The sequence below is a fragment of the Streptomyces xanthophaeus genome (genome assembly GCF_000725805.1).
Classification (GTDB): domain Bacteria; phylum Actinomycetota; class Actinomycetes; order Streptomycetales; family Streptomycetaceae; genus Streptomyces; species Streptomyces xanthophaeus.
Window position 1 is genome coordinate 326568 of record NZ_KL647133.1, and the last position, 16311, is coordinate 342878.

Below are 16311 nucleotides of genomic sequence, written 5' to 3' on the forward strand. Positions count from 1 at the left end.
CAGGCCTGCAGGCGGGCCGAGGTGGGGCTCGTTCAGCCCTTGCGGGCCGCGATGCGGGCCGCGCGGGCGGCCAGGCGCTCGTCGAACTTGCGGGCCTCGCTGTCCAGGCCGTTCATGAAGAGCCCGAGCTCCTCCTGGGCCTTCTGGCCCTCGGGGCCGAGGCCGTCGATGTCCATGATCTTCAGGAACCGGATCACGGGGCTCAGGACGTCGTCGTGATGGATCCGCAGGTTGTAGACCCCGCCGATCGCCATCTGCGCGGCCATCCGCTCGAAGCCGGGCATGCCGTGTCCGGGCATCCGGAAGTTGACGACCACGTCGCGCACGGCCTGCATCGTGAGGTCCGGGGCCAGCTCGAAGGCCGAGCCCAGCAGGTTCCGGTAGAAGACCATGTGCAGGTTCTCGTCCTGCGCGATGCGGGCCAGCATCCGGTCGCAGACCGGGTCACCGGACTGGTGGCCGGTGTTGCGGTGCGAGATGCGGGTGGCGAGCTCCTGGAAGGCCACGTAGGCCACCGAGTGCAGCATCGAGTGCCGGTTGTCGGACTCGAAGCCCTCCGACATGTGCTGCATCCGGAATGCTTCCAGCTTGTCCGGGTCCACGGCGCGCGAGGCCAGCAGGTAGTCGCGCATCACGATGCCGTGGCGGCCCTCCTCGGCGGTCCAGCGGTGCACCCAGGTGCCCCAGGCACCGTTGCGGCCGAAGAGCGAGGCGATCTCGTGGTGGTAGCTGGGGAGGTTGTCCTCGGTCAGCAGGTTCACGACGAGCGCGATCTTGCCGATGTCGGTGACCTTGGACTGCTCCGGGTCCCAGGCCTCGCCGTCCTCGAAGAAGCCCGGGAAGTTCCGGCCGTCGCTCCACGGGACGTACTCGTGGGGCATCCAGTCCTTGGTGACCTTCAGATGGCGGTTGAGTTCCTTCTCGACCACCTCTTCCAGCGCGAACAGCAGCTTGGCGTCGGTCCACGCCTCCGAGCTGCCGAGGTGGGGAGAGGTGATCGTCACGGGTACTCCTGGGTGCAAAGCGAATTACCTACGGTTCCGTAGCCTACGGAGTCGTAGGTTAAGCGCGACATCAAGACGAGCCAAGCCCCAGGCCTACCTATGTCCGGTTACGTCCAGTTATTTATGCAGTTTAGGAGGGGTCTGGAGGGGAACCGCCGCGGACAAACTCATGCCCGCAGGTGGGTCCGACGACCCCAGATTGACGACTCGGACCCCGGCGGGCGTGCGGGGCGGACTCGGGCATTCCGGTACCTGTCCGTGCCGTGCCCGTGCCGGTGTCCGCCCCGCCGCGCCCCCGGGGGACCCCGGGCCCGCTCTACGCGTGCCAGAGGGTCTCGCGGACCTCCTCGGCCGTGGTCGGCCGCAGGTCGCCGTCCAGCAGCAGCCACCGGGTGATGCCGATCGACTCCAGGAACGGCACATCGTGGCTGGCCACCACCAGTGCGCCCTCGTAGGAGTCCAGCGCGTCCGTGAGCTGCCGCACGCTCGCCAGGTCCAGGTTGTTCGTCGGTTCGTCCAGCATGAGCAGCTGCGGCGCGGGCTCCGCCAGCAGCAGCGCGGCCAGCGCCGCCCGGAACCGCTCGCCGCCCGACAGGGTGCCGGCCGGCCGGTCCGCCCGGGCGCCGCGGAACAGGAAGTGCGCCAGGCGCGCCCTGACCAGGTTGTTCGTGGCCTGAGGGGCGAACCGTGCCACGTTCTCCACCACCGAGCGGCTCTCGTCGAGCACGTCCAGGCGCTGCGGCAGGAAGCGTGTGGTCACATGGGCCACCGCCTCCCCGGACATCGGTGCGAGCTGCCCGGCGATCGTGCGCAGCAGCGTGGTCTTGCCCGAGCCGTTGCGGCCCACGAGTGCGATCCGCTCCGGCCCGCGCAGCTCCCACCCGCCGCGGACGGCGGCCCCGTGCGCCAGGTGCAGGTCGGTCAGGGTGAGCACGCGCCGTCCGGGCGGGACCCGGGTGGCGGGCAGCTCGATGCGGATCTCGTCGTCGTCGCGCACCGCCTCGACCGCCTGGTCCAGGCGGTCCTTCGCCTCGGCCAGCTTCTCGGTGTGCATGATCCGGTGCTTGCCGGCCGATTCCTGCGCGGCGCGCTTGCGGGCACCCATCACGATCTTCGGCTCGCGCTTGTTCTCGTACATCTTCTGGCCGTACCGCTTGCGACGCGCCAATTTGACCTGGGCGTCGGCCAGTTCGCGCTTCTGCCGCTGTACGTCGGCCTCCGCGACGCGGACCATCCGCTCCGCCGACTCCTGTTCGGCGGCAAGCATCGCCTCGTAGTCGGTGAAGTTCCCGCCGTACCAGCGGACTTCGCCGTCGCGCAGGTCGGCGATCTGGTCGACGCGCTCCAGCAGCTCCCGGTCGTGGCTGACCAGGACCATCACCCCGGTCCACGACTCGACCGCCGCGTACAGGCGGCGCCGGGCGCGCAGGTCGAGGTTGTTGGTGGGTTCGTCCATCAGGAGCACGTCGGGGCGGGCGAGCAGCAGTGCGGCCAGCCGCAGCAGGACGCACTCGCCGCCCGACAGTTCGCCGACGGTGCGGTCCAGGCCGATCCGGGCGAGGCCGAGCTGGTCGAGCGTGGCCAGGGCCCGCTCCTCCACGTCCCAGTCGTCGCCGACCGCGGTGAAGTTCGCCTCGGTGGCCTCGCCGGCCTCGATGGCGTGCAGTGCGGCGCGCGCCGGGTGGATCCCGAGCGCCTCGTCCACGCGCAGCTCCGTGTCGAGCGTGACGTTCTGCGGCAGGTAGCCGACCGTGCCTGCGACGGAGAACTGGCCCTCGGACGGGGTGAGTTCACCTGCCACGAGCTTCAGCAGCGTGGATTTCCCGCAGCCGTTGAGGCCGATCAGGCCCGTACGGCCGGGGCCGACGGCCAGTTGGAACCCCTCGAACACGGGAGTGCCGTCGGGCCAGTCGAAGGAGAGGGCGGAGCAGGTGATGAATGCAGGGGCGTGACTCATAGAGGCCTCCAGGTTGCGTGAGTGGTGCGTGCAACGCGGGGAGACAGCCGACGGTCAGCCGGTGACGCGGAAGGTCACGGGAGGGGTGGTCGGTGTCTCGAACCTCAGACGAGCAATGTCCTGCTCCGTTTCGGCGGCAATGGGGCACCTACGAAGCTACGGACGGCCGGAGCCGTCCGCAATCGGATTTAGCGGGCGCCGCCCGGCGCTCAGCAGGTGTCGCGCATCAGCTCGGCGAGCCGGTGGTCCATGTCGAGGTAGAGGTGCTCCAGGCCCGGCGGCACCACGGTGGCGGCCCGCTCCAGGAACCGGTGGAGCTCGGCCGTGGTCATGAGCACGATCGCGACGCCCTCGGGCGCGTGGAATTCGACGGTGGTCCGGTCGGCGTCGTACGGGCGCACGCGCACGTCGCCGCTGCCCGTCGGGCGGTCCAGGCCGGATTCCAGGAGCTCGCGCGCGAAGGTCCACGAGACCTCGATGCCCTCCAGCGTGGCCGGGGCGGGGAAGGCCATCCGTACGGCGAACGGATCCGCACGGTCGTAGCAGAGTGTGACGGGCACGGTCTCGACCTTCGGCGCGGTGGCGACCAGACGGGCCTGAACGGCCTGCTCGATGACAGTGATCAAGGCGCACTCCCTTGCGGCGGATCTGCTGCCGGACTGAGGGGGTGGAGCCCGGCAACCGGATAGACGCCGGAATCGGCAAATCCGTGCATGCGAGATGACGTGAGCTGTGTCACCGATTGGCCGGAACCCGTCCGTGTGATCGCACAGAGTGACGGTGCCGGTGGAGACGCCGGAAGGTGGACCAGCTGCTTTCGCAGGTCATGGAGGGGGTGAAGAAGGGCCTGTTACCGATCACTCCACAGGCCCAACGCCGTGCAAAGGTGGCGCGGACGCTCTTCCCGAGGCGCCCTGGACGGCCGATCCGGGGTGCGTTAGCTTCCGGCGCCATGAGACTTCTGGGAATTGGCATGTGCGCGGCGGTTTTATCGGTGGGTCTCCTGGCGGCACCCGCCCAGGCCTCCCCGGACGGAACTCCGTCCGAACTGCGCGGCGCGGCCTGGGCGCTGAAGGACACCGGCAAGGACGCCCGCTTCCGCGGCCTGGCGGCGGTCAGCCGTTCGACGGCCTGGGTGGCGGGCTCCAAGGGGACCGTCCTGCGCACCGTGGACGGCGGCCGCAGCTGGCGGGACGTCTCGCCGCCGGGCGCCGTCGCGGAGGGGCTGGAACTCAGGGACATCGAGGCCTTCGACGCGCGGCGCGCGGTGGCCCTGTCCATCGGGGAGGGCGAGGCCTCCAGGGTGCTGCGCACGGAGGACGGCGGCGCCACCTGGACCGAGACCTTCCGCAATCCCGACCCGCGTGCCTTCTACGACTGCCTCACCTTCTTCGACTCCCGGCACGGCCTGGCGATGAGCGACCCGGTGGACGGCAAGTTCCGCATCCTGTCCACGCAGGACGGCGGACGCACCTGGCGGGTGCTGCCCGCCTCCGGCATGCCCGAGGCGCTGCCCGGCGAGGCGGGATTCGCCGCGAGCGGCCAGTGCCTGGTCGCGTCCGGCCCGCGGGACGTCTGGCTGGCCACGGGCGGCGGGGCCACCGCACGGGTGCTGCACTCCGCGGACCGGGGCCTGACCTGGCGGGTCGCCGATTCCACCGTTCCCGCGGGCGATCCGGCGCGCGGGGTCTTCGCCCTCGCCTTCCGGGACCGTACGACGGGCCTCGCGGTCGGCGGTGACTACCGCACGGGCCAGCCCTCCCCGCAGGCCGCGGCCGTGTCCGCCGACGCGGGGCGGACCTGGCGCCAGGCCGTGACCCCGCCGCCCGCCTACCGCTCGGGCGCGGCCTGGTTCCCGTACACCCGGGGTGCGGCCCTCGCCGTCGGCCCGACCGGCACGGACGTCACGACCGACGGGGGCCGCACCTGGCGGCCCCTGGACCCGGGCTCCTTCGACACCGTCGACTGCACGCCGGACGCGGCCTGCTGGGCGGCGGGGGAGAAGGGGCGGGTGGCGCGGCTGGAACGCCGCTGACCGGAGGGCCGGAGGGGCCGCGGGGGCCGCAGGGGCCGGGCAGGCCCCTGCGGCCCTCCCTCAAGTGCTGTGCGGCTCGGACGCCCCCCTCGGCCCGACCCGTGATCAGGCCAGCGGGCTCTCCCGGACCGTCGAGAGGTCGGCCGAGGTCTTCGTCGCGATGAACTCCGTGATCCGGTAGGCGCAGACGCCCGCCACCGCGAAGGGGTCCCCGGCGGCGATCTTCTCGATCTCGGCACGGGAGACCCCGCCGGCCAGGATCACGCCGCCGTCGCGCGGCACCTTGCGGCCCGACGCGAGGAAGACGCCCGCCGCGTAGTGGCCGTCCAGCCAGGCGATGTGGGCGTCCATCTCCTCTTCGACGGCTTCGATGGGCGCGGTGTAGGTGAGCTCCATGACGAACATGATCGCCAGGCTACTCTCGCTCCATCATGACGAGTGCGAAGATCCCCGCCGACGAGGCCGAGGCCCGGGCGATACAGGACGAACTACGCCATCAGGTCGTGCTCACCGAGCCCGGCCCGCCGCCCGGCCAGGGCCTCGTCGCGGGCGTGGACGTCGCCTACGACGACGCCCGGGACCTGGTGGCCGCCGCGGCCGTGGTGCTCGACGCCGCGACCCTTGAGGTCGTGGAGGAGGCCACCGCCGTCGGGCACGTCAGCTTCCCGTACGTTCCGGGTCTGCTCGCCTTCCGTGAGCTGCCGACCGTGCTCGCCGCCCTCGACTCCCTGCGCGTGCGGCCCGGCCTCGTCGTCTGCGACGGCTACGGCCTCGCGCACCCCCGCGGCTTCGGTCTCGCCTGCCACCTCGGCGTGGTCACCGGCCTGCCGTCCGTCGGGGTCGCGAAGAACCCGTTCACCTTCACCTACGAGGAGCCGGGCGCACGGCGCGGTGACGGGGCCGCACTGCTCGCGCCCGACGGCGCCGAGGTCGGGCGGGCGCTGCGGACCCAGCACGGGATCAAGCCGGTGTACGTCTCCGTCGGCCACCGCGTCTCGCTGGACAACGCCTGCGCCCACGTCCTGGCCCTCAGCCCCCGCTTCCGGATCCCGGAGACCACCCGGCACGCGGACTCCCTGTGCCGCCGCGCCCTGCGCGAGGCCTCCTGAGCCCTGGACCGGGCTCCCGGCGGGCCGGCCGGGGCCCGCAGGCCCCGGCCGGCCGCGGTCAGCCGCTGTGCGCCACCCGGAAGGTGATCCCGGACCGCTGGAGCCGGTCCAGCAGTGCGTCGCCCATCGCCACCGCCGTCGTCAGCTGCCCTCCGGCCTCCGGTACGGGGTCGTAGGCCAGGCACAGCGCGGACTCGGCCAGCATCTTCGCCGTCTCCCCGTAGCCCGGGTCGCCGCCCGAGACCTCGGTGAAGACCCGGCGTCCGCCGCCCTCGCCCACGAACCGCAGCGTGAACCAGCTGCGGGCCCGGCGCTCCGCGTCCGGCCCCTGTCCCGGTTCCCAACGGTTCATCAGCAGCCGTCGGGCGGGCGGGAACTGGGCCAGGGCCACGGTCGCACCCAGCGCCGCCGTACCGCCCAGCGCGACGGGCAGGTGCTTGACGGAGGCGTAGTGCCGGTAGCGGAAGTCGGGGCCGTAGCGTTCCAGGGCGGACGCCGACCGGGCCACGACGGCCGGGTCCAGCGTGGGCAGCGGCAGCGCCCAGGTGCCGGTCTCGCGGCTGAACCGCGGTGCCCCCACCGGCCCCCGCGCCCGGCGTCCCAGCAGCCGGGGCTCGTGCAGCCGGCGCGCGGAGGCGGCGGCCAGGGTCTGCGGGCCGCGGCTGACCGCGGTGAGGGCGGAGGCCAGGGTGCCGCCCGAGAAGAGGGCGTTGGAGCGTACGAACCCGTCGACCGTCAGGGGGACCCCCTCGGGGAGCTGACGCACCGTGAAGTACGCCCCGAGGTCGGCCGGGACCGAGTCGAAACCGCAGGCGTGCACGATCCGGGCACCGGTCTCCCGGGCCCGCGCGTCGTGCTCGACGTACATCCGGTCGACGAACTCGGGCTCCCCGGTGAGGTCCACGTAGTCGGTGCCCGCCTCGGCGCAGGCGGCGACCAGCGGGGCTCCGTACCAGATGTACGGACCCACGGTCGTGGCCAGCACCCGGGTCGAGGCGGCCAGTTCCCGCAGGGCGGCGGCGTCCCCGGCGTCGGCCTGCAGCAGGGGCAGCTTCGCGCACTCCGGACGGGCGGCGGACAGGCGCTCGCGCAGCCGCTCCAGCTTGCCGAGGTCCCGGCCCGCGAGGGCCCACCGGCAGCCGTCCGGTGCGTGCGCGGCGAGGTACTCGGCGGTCAGTGCTCCCACGAACCCCGTCGCGCCGAAGAGGACCACGTCGTAGGCCCGTTCCGGTGGGTCCTGCCGAACCTGTGCGTTCATGACCGCTCCTCCCAGCTGGTGTCGGTGGCTGAGGCTAGCGTGAGGACAGGCTGCCCGCGCGGGCAGGTGTGACCAGCGGTAGCAGGAGGCGTCATGAAGGCCGGGCAGGCTGCGGTGCGCAAGTGGGAGGCGGTGCGGGAGTTCGCGCTGGGGCTTCCGGAGGCCGTGGAGGACCACCCGTGGGGGCCGGAGGACTGCGTGATGAAGGTCAACAAGAAGATTTTCGTCTTCCTGGGCAACACGGACGGCCCCCAGCCGCCCGGCCTGTCCGTGAAGCTCAAGGACGAGGCGCTGCACGGGCACGCGCTGACGGCGCCCGGCGCGGAGCCCACCGGGTACGGTCTGGGCCGGTCCGGCTGGGTCTCGGTACCCCTGGGGGAGAAGGGGGCGCCCTCCCTCCAGGTGCTGTGCGAGTGGGTGGAGGAGAGCTACCGGACGGTGGCCCTCAAGCGGCACGTCAAGGAGCTGGACGCCCGGATCGAGGCAAACGGCTAAGCGCTTGCTCTTGTGCTGAGTGGGACACGTTCCTAGCATCGCTGGTGTTACATCAGTTGTGTCACACCGTGCGGCTAACAACGCTGGGGGCTCGATGGCAGTGACAGGGAACGGGAACGGCCCGCTCGCCGGAGTGCGCGTCGTCGAGCTGGCGGGCATCGGCCCCGGCCCGTTCGCCGCCATGCTCCTCGCCGACCTGGGCGCGGACGTGGTCCGCGTGGACCGGCCGGGCGGTGGCGGACTCGCGGTCGACCCCGCCTTCGACGTCACCAACCGCAGCAAGCGCTCCGTGCTGGTCGACCTGAAGTCCGACGGGGGCCCCGCCCGCGTCCTGGACCTGGTCGAGCGCGCCGACGTCCTCATCGAGGGCTTCCGCCCCGGGGTCGCCGAGCGGCTCGGCGTCGGCCCCGCCGACTGCCACGCCCGCAACCCCCGGCTGGTCTACGGCCGGATGACCGGCTGGGGACAGGAAGGCCCCCTCGCCCACACCGCCGGGCACGACATCGCGTACATCGCCGTCACCGGCGCGCTCGGCATGATCGGCAGCCCGGGGGAGCCCCCGGCCGTACCCGCCAACCTCGTCGGGGACTACGCGGGCGGCTCGCTCTACCTGGTCATCGGGGTGCTCGCCGCCCTCCAGCACGCCCGCAGCACCGGTACGGGGCAGGTCGTCGACGCGGCCATCGTCGACGGCACCGCCCACCTCACCGCCATGATCCACGGCATGATGGCGGCCGGCGGCTGGCAGGACCGGCGCGGGGCCAACCTCCTCGACGGCGGCTGCCCCTTCTACGGCACCTACGAGACCTCCGACGGCCAGTACATGGCCGTCGGCGCGCTGGAGCAGCAGTTCTACGACACCTTCGTGGAACTCCTCGGCATCGAGGACCGGGCCCCCGCCCGCAAGGACCTGGCCCGCTGGGGCGAGCTGCGCGAGAGCGTGGCCGCCCGTTTCAAGTCCCGTACGCGCAAGGAGTGGACGGAGGTCTTCGAGGGGACCGACGCCTGCGTGGCCCCGGTGCTCTCCCTGCGCGAGGCCCCCGGGCACCCGCACCTCGCCGCCCGCGGCACCTTCACCGAAGTCGGCGGCATCGTCCAGCCCGCGCCCGCTCCGCGGTTCTCGGCGACCCCGGCCGCCGCCGTGGGCGGGCCCGCCCTGCCAGGGGCGCACACCGCGTCGGTGGCCGCCGACTGGGACGTACCGGCCCTGCTCGGGGAGGAACGCTGATGGAACTGTCCATGATGCTCGACTACGCGGGAGATCCGCGCCGGGCCGCCGACGAGGCGGCGGCGCTGGAGAGCGCGGGCCTGGACGCGGTCTGGGTGGCCGAGGCCTGGGGCTTCGACTCCCCGACGATCATGGGGTACCTCGCCGCCCGGACGGAGCGGATGCAGATCGGCTCGGCGATCCTCAACGTCTACTCGCGCACCCCCGGCCTGATCGCCCAGACGGCCGCCGGACTGGACGCGATCTCCGGCGGCCGCGCCATCCTGGGCCTCGGCGCCTCCGGCCCGCAGGTGGTGGAGGGCTGGCACGGCCTGCCGTACGACAAGCCGCTCGGCCGGACCCGCGAGACGGTCGAGCTGTGCCGCCGGATCTGGCGCCGCGAGACGATCGACCACCACGGCATCACCGACATGCCGCTGCCGCCCGAGAAGGGCGGCCGGCACGGCAAGCCGCTGAAGATCCTCACCCGCCCGGTACGGGACGCGATCCCCGTCTACCTCGCCTCGCTCGGCCCGGCCAACGTACGCCTGACGGCCGAGATCGCCGACGGCTGGCTGCCCACCCTCTTCATCCCGGAGAAGGCCCGCGAGGTGTGGGGCGGCCCGCTCGCCGAAGGAACCGCGAAGCGGTCCCCGGAGCTCGGCCCGCTGCACACGGTGGCGGGCGGCCTGCTCGCCATCGGCGCGGACGCCGCGGCCGTACGGGACCTCGCCCGCCCGCAGATCGCGCTGTACGTCGGCGGGATGGGTGCGGTCGGCAAGAACTTCTACAACGACCTCGCCGTGGCCTACGGGTACGGGGAGGAAGCCCGCCGGATCCAGGAGCTCTACCTCTCCGGGCGCAAGCGCGACGCCGCGGCCGCCGTCCCGGACGAGTTCTGCGAACTGATGACGCTGTGCGGGCCCGAGGGTTACGTACGCGAACGCATCGAGGCCTTCCGGGAGGCGGGGGTCACCATGCTTAACGTCACCCCCGTCGGCCCCGATCCGGCCCGCCTGATCGAAACCGTCAAGAACTGGCTTTGAGGAGCCCCGATGAAGCGAGCCGCGCGATGAAGCGCCAGCTCTTCGACGCCGACCACGAGGCGTTCCGCGAGACCGTCCGCACCTTCCTCACCAAGGAGGTGCTGCCGCACTACGAGCAGTGGGAGAAGGACGGCATCGTCAGCCGCGAGGCCTGGCTGGCGGCCGGCCGGCAGGGCCTGCTGGGCCTGGCCGTGCCCGAGGAGTACGGCGGCGGCGGGAACACCGACTTCCGCTACGCCGCGGTGATAGCCGAGGAGTTCACCCGGGCGGGCGCCCCGGGGCTCGCGATCGGCCTGCACAACGACATCATCGGCCCGTACCTCACCTCGCTCGCCACCGAGGAGCAGAAGCGCCGCTGGCTGCCCGGCTTCTGCTCCGGCGAGACCATCACCGCCATCGCCATGACCGAACCGGGCGCGGGCTCGGACCTCCAGGGCATCCGTACGACGGCCGAGGACCGCGGCGACCACTGGGTGCTCAACGGCTCCAAGACCTTCATCTCCAACGGGATCCTCGCCGACCTGGTGATCGTCGTCGCGAGGACCACCCCCGAGGGCGGGGCGCACGGCCTGTCGCTGCTGGTCGTCGAGCGCGGCGCGGAGGGCTTCGAACGCGGCCGCAACCTCGACAAGATCGGCCAGAAGGCCCAGGACACCGCCGAGCTCTTCTTCCACGACGTCCGCGTGCCGAAGGAGAACCTGCTCGGCGAGCTGAACGGCGCCTTCCTCCACCTGATGACCAACCTCGCGCAGGAGCGGATGGGCATCGCCATGGCGGGCATCGCCGCCGCCGAGCACCTGCTGGAGATCACCACCCGGTACGTCAAGGAGCGCGAGGCCTTCGGGCGGCCGCTCTCCAAGCTCCAGCACATCCGGTTCGAGATAGCCGAGATGGCCACCGAGTGCGCCGTCACCCGCACCTTCCTCGACCGCTGCATCGCCGACCACTCGAACGGCGAACTGGACCACGTACACGCCTCGATGGCCAAGTGGTGGGCCACCGAACTCCAAAAGCGCGTCGCGGACCGCTGCCTGCAACTCCACGGCGGCTACGGATACATGACCGAATACCGGGTCGCACGGGCCTTCACCGACGGCCGCATCCAGACCATCTACGGCGGCACGACCGAGATCATGAAAGAGATCATCGGCCGCTCCCTCCTCGGCTGACGCCGGACCTCCAGAAAGGCTTGACCAGTGAGCACCGAAGCGTACGTATACGACGCGATCCGCACGCCGCGCGGCCGCGGCAAGGCCAGCGGATCCCTGCACGGCACCAAGCCGATCGACCTGGTCGTCGGGCTGATCCACGCCCTGCGCGAGCGCAACCCCGGCCTCGACCCCGCCACCATCGACGACATCGTGCTGGGCGTCGTCGGCCCGGTCGGCGACCAGGGCTCGGACATCGCCCGTATCGCGGCCATCGCCGCCGGGCTCCCGGACACCGTGGCGGGCGTGCAGGAGAACCGCTTCTGTGCCTCCGGGCTGGAGGCCGTCAACATGGCCGCCGCGAAGGTCCGCTCCGGCTGGGAGGACCTCGTACTGGCCGGCGGCGTGGAGTCGATGTCCCGCGTCCCGATGGCCTCCGACGGCGGAGCCTGGTTCGCCGACCCCATGACCAACTGGGACACCGGATTCGTCCCGCAGGGCATCGGCGCCGACCTCATCGCCACCATCGAGGGCTTCTCGCGGCGCGACGTCGACGAGTACGCCGCCCTGTCCCAGGAGCGGGCGGCCGCCGCCGTCAAGGACGGCCGCTTCGCCCGGTCCGTCGTCCCGGTGACCGACCGGAACGGCCTGGTCGTCCTGGACCACGACGAGTTCATCCGCCCCGGCACCACCGCGGACACCCTGGCCAAGCTGAAGCCCTCCTTCGCGGACATCGGCGAGCTCGGCGGGTTCGACGCGGTCGCCCTGCAGAAGTACCACTGGGTCGAGAAGATCGACCACGTCCACCACGCGGGCAACTCCTCCGGCATCGTCGACGGCGCCTCGCTCGTCGCCATCGGCTCCCGCGAGGCGGGCGAGCGAAACGGCCTGCGCCCCCGCGCCCGCATCGTCTCGGCGGCCGTCTCCGGCTCCGAGCCCACCATCATGCTCACCGGCCCCGCCCCGGCCACCCGCAAGGCCCTCGCCAAGGCGGGCCTGACCATCGACGACATCGACCTCATCGAGATCAACGAGGCCTTCGCCGGCGTCGTCCTGCGCTTCGTGAAGGACATGGGCGTCTCCCTGGACAAGGTCAACGTCAACGGCGGCGCCATCGCGCTGGGCCACCCGCTCGGCGCCACCGGCGCGATGATCCTCGGCACCGTCGTCGACGAACTGGAGCGCCAGGACAAGCGCTACGGGCTCGTCACCCTGTGCGTCGGCGGCGGCATGGGCGTCGCCACCATCGTCGAACGCATCTGATCCGTCCTGATCCCTGATCCCACCTCTGACACGGAAGTAGCGAACATGAGCGAGTCCACCACGATCCGCTGGGAACAGGACGAGACCGGCGTCGTCACCCTGGTCCTCGACGACCCCGGCCAGTCCGCCAACACGATGAACCAGGCCTTCAAGGACTCCATCGCGGCGATCGCCGACCGCGCCGAGGCCGAGCGGGACTCCATCCGCGGCATCGTCTTCACCTCCGCCAAGAAGACCTTCTTCGCGGGCGGCGACCTCAAGGACATGATCCGGCTGCGCCCCGAGGACGCCCAGCTGGCCTTCGACACCGGCACGGCCATCAAGGGCTCGCTGCGCCGCATCGAGACCCTCGGCAAGCCCGTCGTCGCCGCCATCAACGGCGCCGCCCTGGGCGGCGGTTACGAGATCGCCCTCGCCTGCCACCACCGCATCGCCCTCGACGCGCCCGGCTCCAAGATCGGCCTGCCGGAGGTGACCCTCGGCCTGCTCCCCGCCGGTGGCGGCGTCACCCGCACCGTGCGCCTCATGGGCATCGCCGACGCGCTGCTCAAGGTCCTCCTGCAGGGCACCCAGTACAACCCGAAGCGCGCCCTCGACAACGGTCTGGTCCACGAACTGGCCGCCACCCCCGAGGAGATGCTGGCCAAGGCCCGCGCCTTCATCGACGCCAACCCGGAGTCGAAGCAGCCCTGGGACGTCCCCGGTTACAAGATCCCGGGCGGTACGCCGTCCAGCCCGCGGTTCGCCGCGAACCTGCCGGCCTTCCCGGCGAACCTGAAGAAGCAGCTCAACGGGGCCCCGTACCCGGCGCCGCGCAACATCCTGGCCTGCGCCGTCGAAGGCACCCAGGTGGACTTCGAGACCGCGCTGACCATCGAGGCCCGCTACTTCACCGAGCTGGTCACCGGACAGACCGCCAAGAACATGATCCAGGCGTTCTTCTTCGACCTCCAGGCCGTCAACGCGGGCCGCAGCCGCCCCCGCGGCGTGGAGCCGCGCACCGTCCGCAAGGTCGCCGTCCTCGGCGCGGGCATGATGGGCGCGGGCATCGCCTACTCCTGTGCCCGTGCGGGCATCGAGGTGGTGCTCAAGGACGTCAGCGCCGAGGCCGCCGCCAAGGGCAAGGGCTACGCGCAGAAGCTCCTCGACAAGGCCGTCTCCCGGGGCCGTTCGACCGAGGCCCAGCGCGAGGAACTGCTCGCCCGGATCACCCCCACCGCGGACGCCGCCGACCTGGCGGGCTGCGACGCCGTCATCGAGGCCGTCTTCGAGGACACCGCCCTCAAGCACAAGGTGTTCCAGGAGATCCAGGACGTCATCGCGCCCGACGCGCTGCTCTGCTCCAACACCTCCACCCTGCCCATCTCCGGGCTCGCGGAGGGCGTGAAGCGGCCCGCCGACTTCATCGGGCTGCACTTCTTCTCGCCCGTCGACAAGATGCCGCTGGTCGAGATCATCAAGGGCGCCCGGACCGGCGACGAGGCCATCGCCCGCGCCTTCGACCTGGTCCGCCAGATCAACAAGACGCCCATCGTGGTCAACGACTCCCGGGGATTCTTCACCTCGCGCGTCATCGGCCAGTTCATCAACGAGGGCGTGGCCATGGTCGGCGAGGGCGTCGAGCCCGCCTCAGTCGAGCAGGCCGCGGCCCAGGCGGGCTACCCCGCCAAGGTGCTCTCGCTGATGGACGAGCTCACCCTCACCCTCCCGCGCAAGATCCGCAACGAGACCCGCAAAGCCTTCGAGGCCGAGGGCCGTGCGTGGGCCGAGCACCCCGCGGACACCGTCATCGACCGCATGGTCGACGAGTTCGGCCGTCCCGGCCGCAGCGGCGGGGCCGGCTTCTACGCGTACGACGAGTCCGGCAAGCGCGCGGGCATCTGGCCGGGCCTGCGCGAGCACTTCACCAAGCCGGGCCACGAGATCCCCTTCGAGGACATGAAGGAGCGGATGCTCTTCTCCGAGGCCCTGGACACCGTCCGCTGCCTCGACGAGGGGGTCCTCACCTCGATCGCCGACGCCAACATCGGCTCCATCATGGGCATCGGCTTCCCGGCGTGGACCGGCGGCGTGATCCAGTACATCAACGGCTACGAGGGCGGCCTGCCGGGCTTCGTCGCCCGTGCCCGCGAACTCGCCGCGCAGTACGGCGAGCGCTTCACCCCGCCGGCCTCCCTCGTGGCGAAGGCCGAACGGGGCGAGACGTACGCCGACTAGCGCGGCCGTCCCGGGCCCGTGAAGACGGGCCCGGGACGTTTCGCTCCGTTCCGTTCCTACTGGCCGGCGCCGCTCAGGAAGGCGAACACCCCGTGCTCCCCGGTCCCGTCGGGGGCGGACCACCCGGCCAGCACCTGCCCCCGCACGGCGTCCCCGGCGGCGTGCCCGGGGCGCAGCACCCGGGACACGGTCAGCTCCAGGTCCGGCCCTTCCCCGGAGGCGCGGCCCACGGCGACGACGGTGGCCCCGGCGTTCTCCGCCACCCGGCCGGAGCCGGTGATGCCCACGGGCACGCCACCCATGGCGTCCGGGGCGCCCCCGCCATCCTCGCCGCCCGTGGCGTCCGTGGCGTCCGTGCGGACCTCGACCGTCGGGTCAGGGGCGTCGCTCGCGTTCTGGTCCTGGGCCGTGGTCCGGCCCGCCAGCAGCGCCAGGAGCTGCTCCACCAGGACCGGGTCGTGGGCGCCGTCGTAGATCCAGCGGCGGCCCAGCACCCCGTGCTCGGACGTGCCGATGAGGCCCTCCTCCGCGCCCTTCAGCGGGGCCCCGCGGTAGGTGACCGGCACCAGGTAGGCGACCGGTGCGTCGCCGGAGCCGTCCGTGACCACCATGAACTCGATGCCCACCTCGCCCTCGGGGTCGTCCAGCCGGAAGCCGCCCGCCTTGGCGAGCTGCGGAACGGCGCCCTCCGAGCCCTGGTACCAGGGCCGCGAGGGCAGCCAGCCGGTGAGGAGTTCGAGCTTGCCGGGGTACATGGTGGTGCGGTGAATGACTGCCATGTCCGTCAACCTATCCGCAGGGCGCGGCAGTTGCCGCTCAGGCCTGCGGGCCGGTGTCCGGTGTCCGTTCCGGTTCCGAGACGAACGCTGCCTTCAGTTCCGCCTTCAGCGACCGCTGGAAGGCCGTCACCAGGGCCTGCACCACCATCGGCTGCATGTGCGCCGACAGGGCCTTCATCGACTCCACCCGTTCCGGATCGCTCTCCTCCTCGGTGAACGGCCCCCACACCTCGTCCCGGAACAGCGCCGTCAGCTCGTGCGCCGCCGACCGGGTGTGCTCCATCAGCACCGTCCGGGCCGCCAGGATCGTCTCGTGCGCGATGGGCACGTCGAGCAGGGCGACGCCCAGCCTCAGCAGCCCCACGTCCACCCGGAACCCGTCCCCCGAAGGGGCCACCACGCCCATCGCGGTCAGCCGCTGGACGTCCGTGTCCGACAGGCCCCGCCCCGCCCGCTTCTCCAGCTCCGTCCGGGAGGCCTCCAGCGCCGCGTCCGGGGCCCAACTGGCCACCAGCGCCCGGTGGATCGCCAGGTCGTGCGCGCTCAGGTCGTCGGGCAGCGCGTCCAGGTACCGCTCGATGGCCGACAGGGTCATGCCCTGGTTCTGCAACTCCTCGATCAGCGCCAGCCGGGACAGGTGTTCCGGGCCGTAGTGGCCCACCCGGCGAGGACCGATCACGGGAGGGGGCAAAAGCCCGCGGGTGCTGTAGAACCGTACGGTGCGGACGGTGACGCCCGCCCGGGCCGCCAGCTCGTCCACGGTGAGCATCGGCTCGGGTGCCTGGTCGGCCAT

The 16311-nt window shown here is 72.0% G+C and carries 15 protein-coding genes; 8 read left to right on the forward strand and 7 right to left on the reverse strand.

The annotated features are described in order from the left end of the window. Positions 1 to 32: 32 nt before the first annotated feature. From IO30_RS0134060 to ssgD, 3 genes are all read right to left on the reverse strand, one after another. Positions 33 to 1004 carry an acyl-ACP desaturase gene (locus tag IO30_RS0134060; RefSeq protein WP_031149549.1) on the reverse strand — a complete coding sequence of 324 codons (972 nt, stop codon included), beginning with the start codon at positions 1002 to 1004 and terminating at the stop codon, positions 33 to 35. 316 nt (positions 1005 to 1320) lie between these two features. Next, the gene (locus IO30_RS0134065) at positions 1321 to 2961 is read right to left on the reverse strand and encodes an ABC-F family ATP-binding cassette domain-containing protein (RefSeq protein ID WP_031149551.1); all 1641 of its coding nucleotides are present in this window, start codon (positions 2959 to 2961) and stop codon (positions 1321 to 1323) included. Between the two features lie 209 nt (positions 2962 to 3170). After that, a complete protein-coding gene (gene ssgD / locus IO30_RS0134070; RefSeq protein ID WP_031149553.1) occupies positions 3171 to 3587 on the reverse strand; it encodes a spore wall synthesis regulator SsgD in 417 nt (138 codons plus the stop codon). Between the two features lie 326 nt (positions 3588 to 3913). Here ssgD and IO30_RS0134075 point away from each other — a divergent pair, with 326 nt between their 5' ends. Then, positions 3914 to 4996, forward strand: a complete 1083-nt coding sequence (locus IO30_RS0134075; RefSeq protein ID WP_031149555.1) for a WD40/YVTN/BNR-like repeat-containing protein — start codon at positions 3914 to 3916, stop codon at positions 4994 to 4996. A 105-nt stretch (positions 4997 to 5101) separates the two neighbouring features. Here IO30_RS0134075 and IO30_RS0134080 read toward each other — a convergent pair whose 3' ends face one another. Continuing rightward, on the reverse strand, positions 5102 to 5401 hold the full coding sequence (locus tag IO30_RS0134080) for a YciI family protein (RefSeq protein ID WP_031149557.1): 300 nt from the start codon (positions 5399 to 5401) through the stop codon (positions 5102 to 5104). 26 nt (positions 5402 to 5427) lie between these two features. Between IO30_RS0134080 and IO30_RS0134085 the strand changes: the two genes are divergently transcribed. Next, positions 5428 to 6105: an endonuclease V gene (locus IO30_RS0134085; RefSeq protein ID WP_031149559.1), complete on the forward strand. Its 678-nt coding sequence runs from the start codon at positions 5428 to 5430 to the stop codon at positions 6103 to 6105. A 58-nt stretch (positions 6106 to 6163) separates the two neighbouring features. Here the strand turns inward: IO30_RS0134085 and IO30_RS0134090 are convergent, their stop codons facing one another. Next, on the reverse strand, positions 6164 to 7363 hold the full coding sequence (locus IO30_RS0134090; protein ID WP_031149560.1) for a saccharopine dehydrogenase family protein: 1200 nt from the start codon (positions 7361 to 7363) through the stop codon (positions 6164 to 6166). A gap of 93 nt (positions 7364 to 7456) precedes the next feature. On the opposite strand from IO30_RS0134090, the gene IO30_RS0134095 reads away from it, so the two are divergent. The 6 genes from IO30_RS0134095 (at position 7457) to IO30_RS0134120 (ending at position 14739) form a co-directional block, all read left to right on the forward strand. After that, the gene (locus tag IO30_RS0134095) at positions 7457 to 7858 is read left to right on the forward strand and encodes an MmcQ/YjbR family DNA-binding protein (RefSeq protein WP_031149562.1); all 402 of its coding nucleotides are present in this window, start codon (positions 7457 to 7459) and stop codon (positions 7856 to 7858) included. A 94-nt stretch (positions 7859 to 7952) separates the two neighbouring features. Then, the gene (locus tag IO30_RS0134100; RefSeq protein ID WP_037895875.1) at positions 7953 to 9086 is read left to right on the forward strand and encodes a CaiB/BaiF CoA transferase family protein; all 1134 of its coding nucleotides are present in this window, start codon (positions 7953 to 7955) and stop codon (positions 9084 to 9086) included. After that, complete coding sequence (locus IO30_RS0134105; RefSeq protein ID WP_031149566.1) at positions 9086 to 10111, forward strand: LLM class F420-dependent oxidoreductase; 1026 nt, start codon at positions 9086 to 9088, stop codon at positions 10109 to 10111. Before IO30_RS0134100 ends, IO30_RS0134105 begins: the two co-directional genes overlap by 1 nt. Before the next feature lie 26 nt (positions 10112 to 10137). After that, entirely contained in the window at positions 10138 to 11280 is a 1143-nt protein-coding gene (locus IO30_RS0134110; RefSeq protein WP_031149568.1) for an acyl-CoA dehydrogenase family protein, read from the forward strand. A 27-nt stretch (positions 11281 to 11307) separates the two neighbouring features. Next, positions 11308 to 12522 carry an acetyl-CoA C-acetyltransferase gene (locus tag IO30_RS0134115; protein WP_031149570.1) on the forward strand — a complete coding sequence of 405 codons (1215 nt, stop codon included), beginning with the start codon at positions 11308 to 11310 and terminating at the stop codon, positions 12520 to 12522. Between the two features lie 45 nt (positions 12523 to 12567). Further along, complete coding sequence (locus IO30_RS0134120; protein ID WP_031149572.1) at positions 12568 to 14739, forward strand: 3-hydroxyacyl-CoA dehydrogenase NAD-binding domain-containing protein; 2172 nt, start codon at positions 12568 to 12570, stop codon at positions 14737 to 14739. Between the two features lie 56 nt (positions 14740 to 14795). Here IO30_RS0134120 and IO30_RS0134125 read toward each other — a convergent pair whose 3' ends face one another. Together IO30_RS0134125 and IO30_RS0134130 are read right to left on the reverse strand one after the other, a co-directional pair. Continuing rightward, entirely contained in the window at positions 14796 to 15518 is a 723-nt protein-coding gene (locus tag IO30_RS0134125) for a maltokinase N-terminal cap-like domain-containing protein (RefSeq protein WP_031149574.1), read from the reverse strand. 37 nt (positions 15519 to 15555) lie between these two features. Continuing rightward, positions 15556 to 16311, reverse strand: a complete 756-nt coding sequence (locus IO30_RS0134130) for a MerR family transcriptional regulator (RefSeq protein ID WP_031149576.1) — start codon at positions 16309 to 16311, stop codon at positions 15556 to 15558.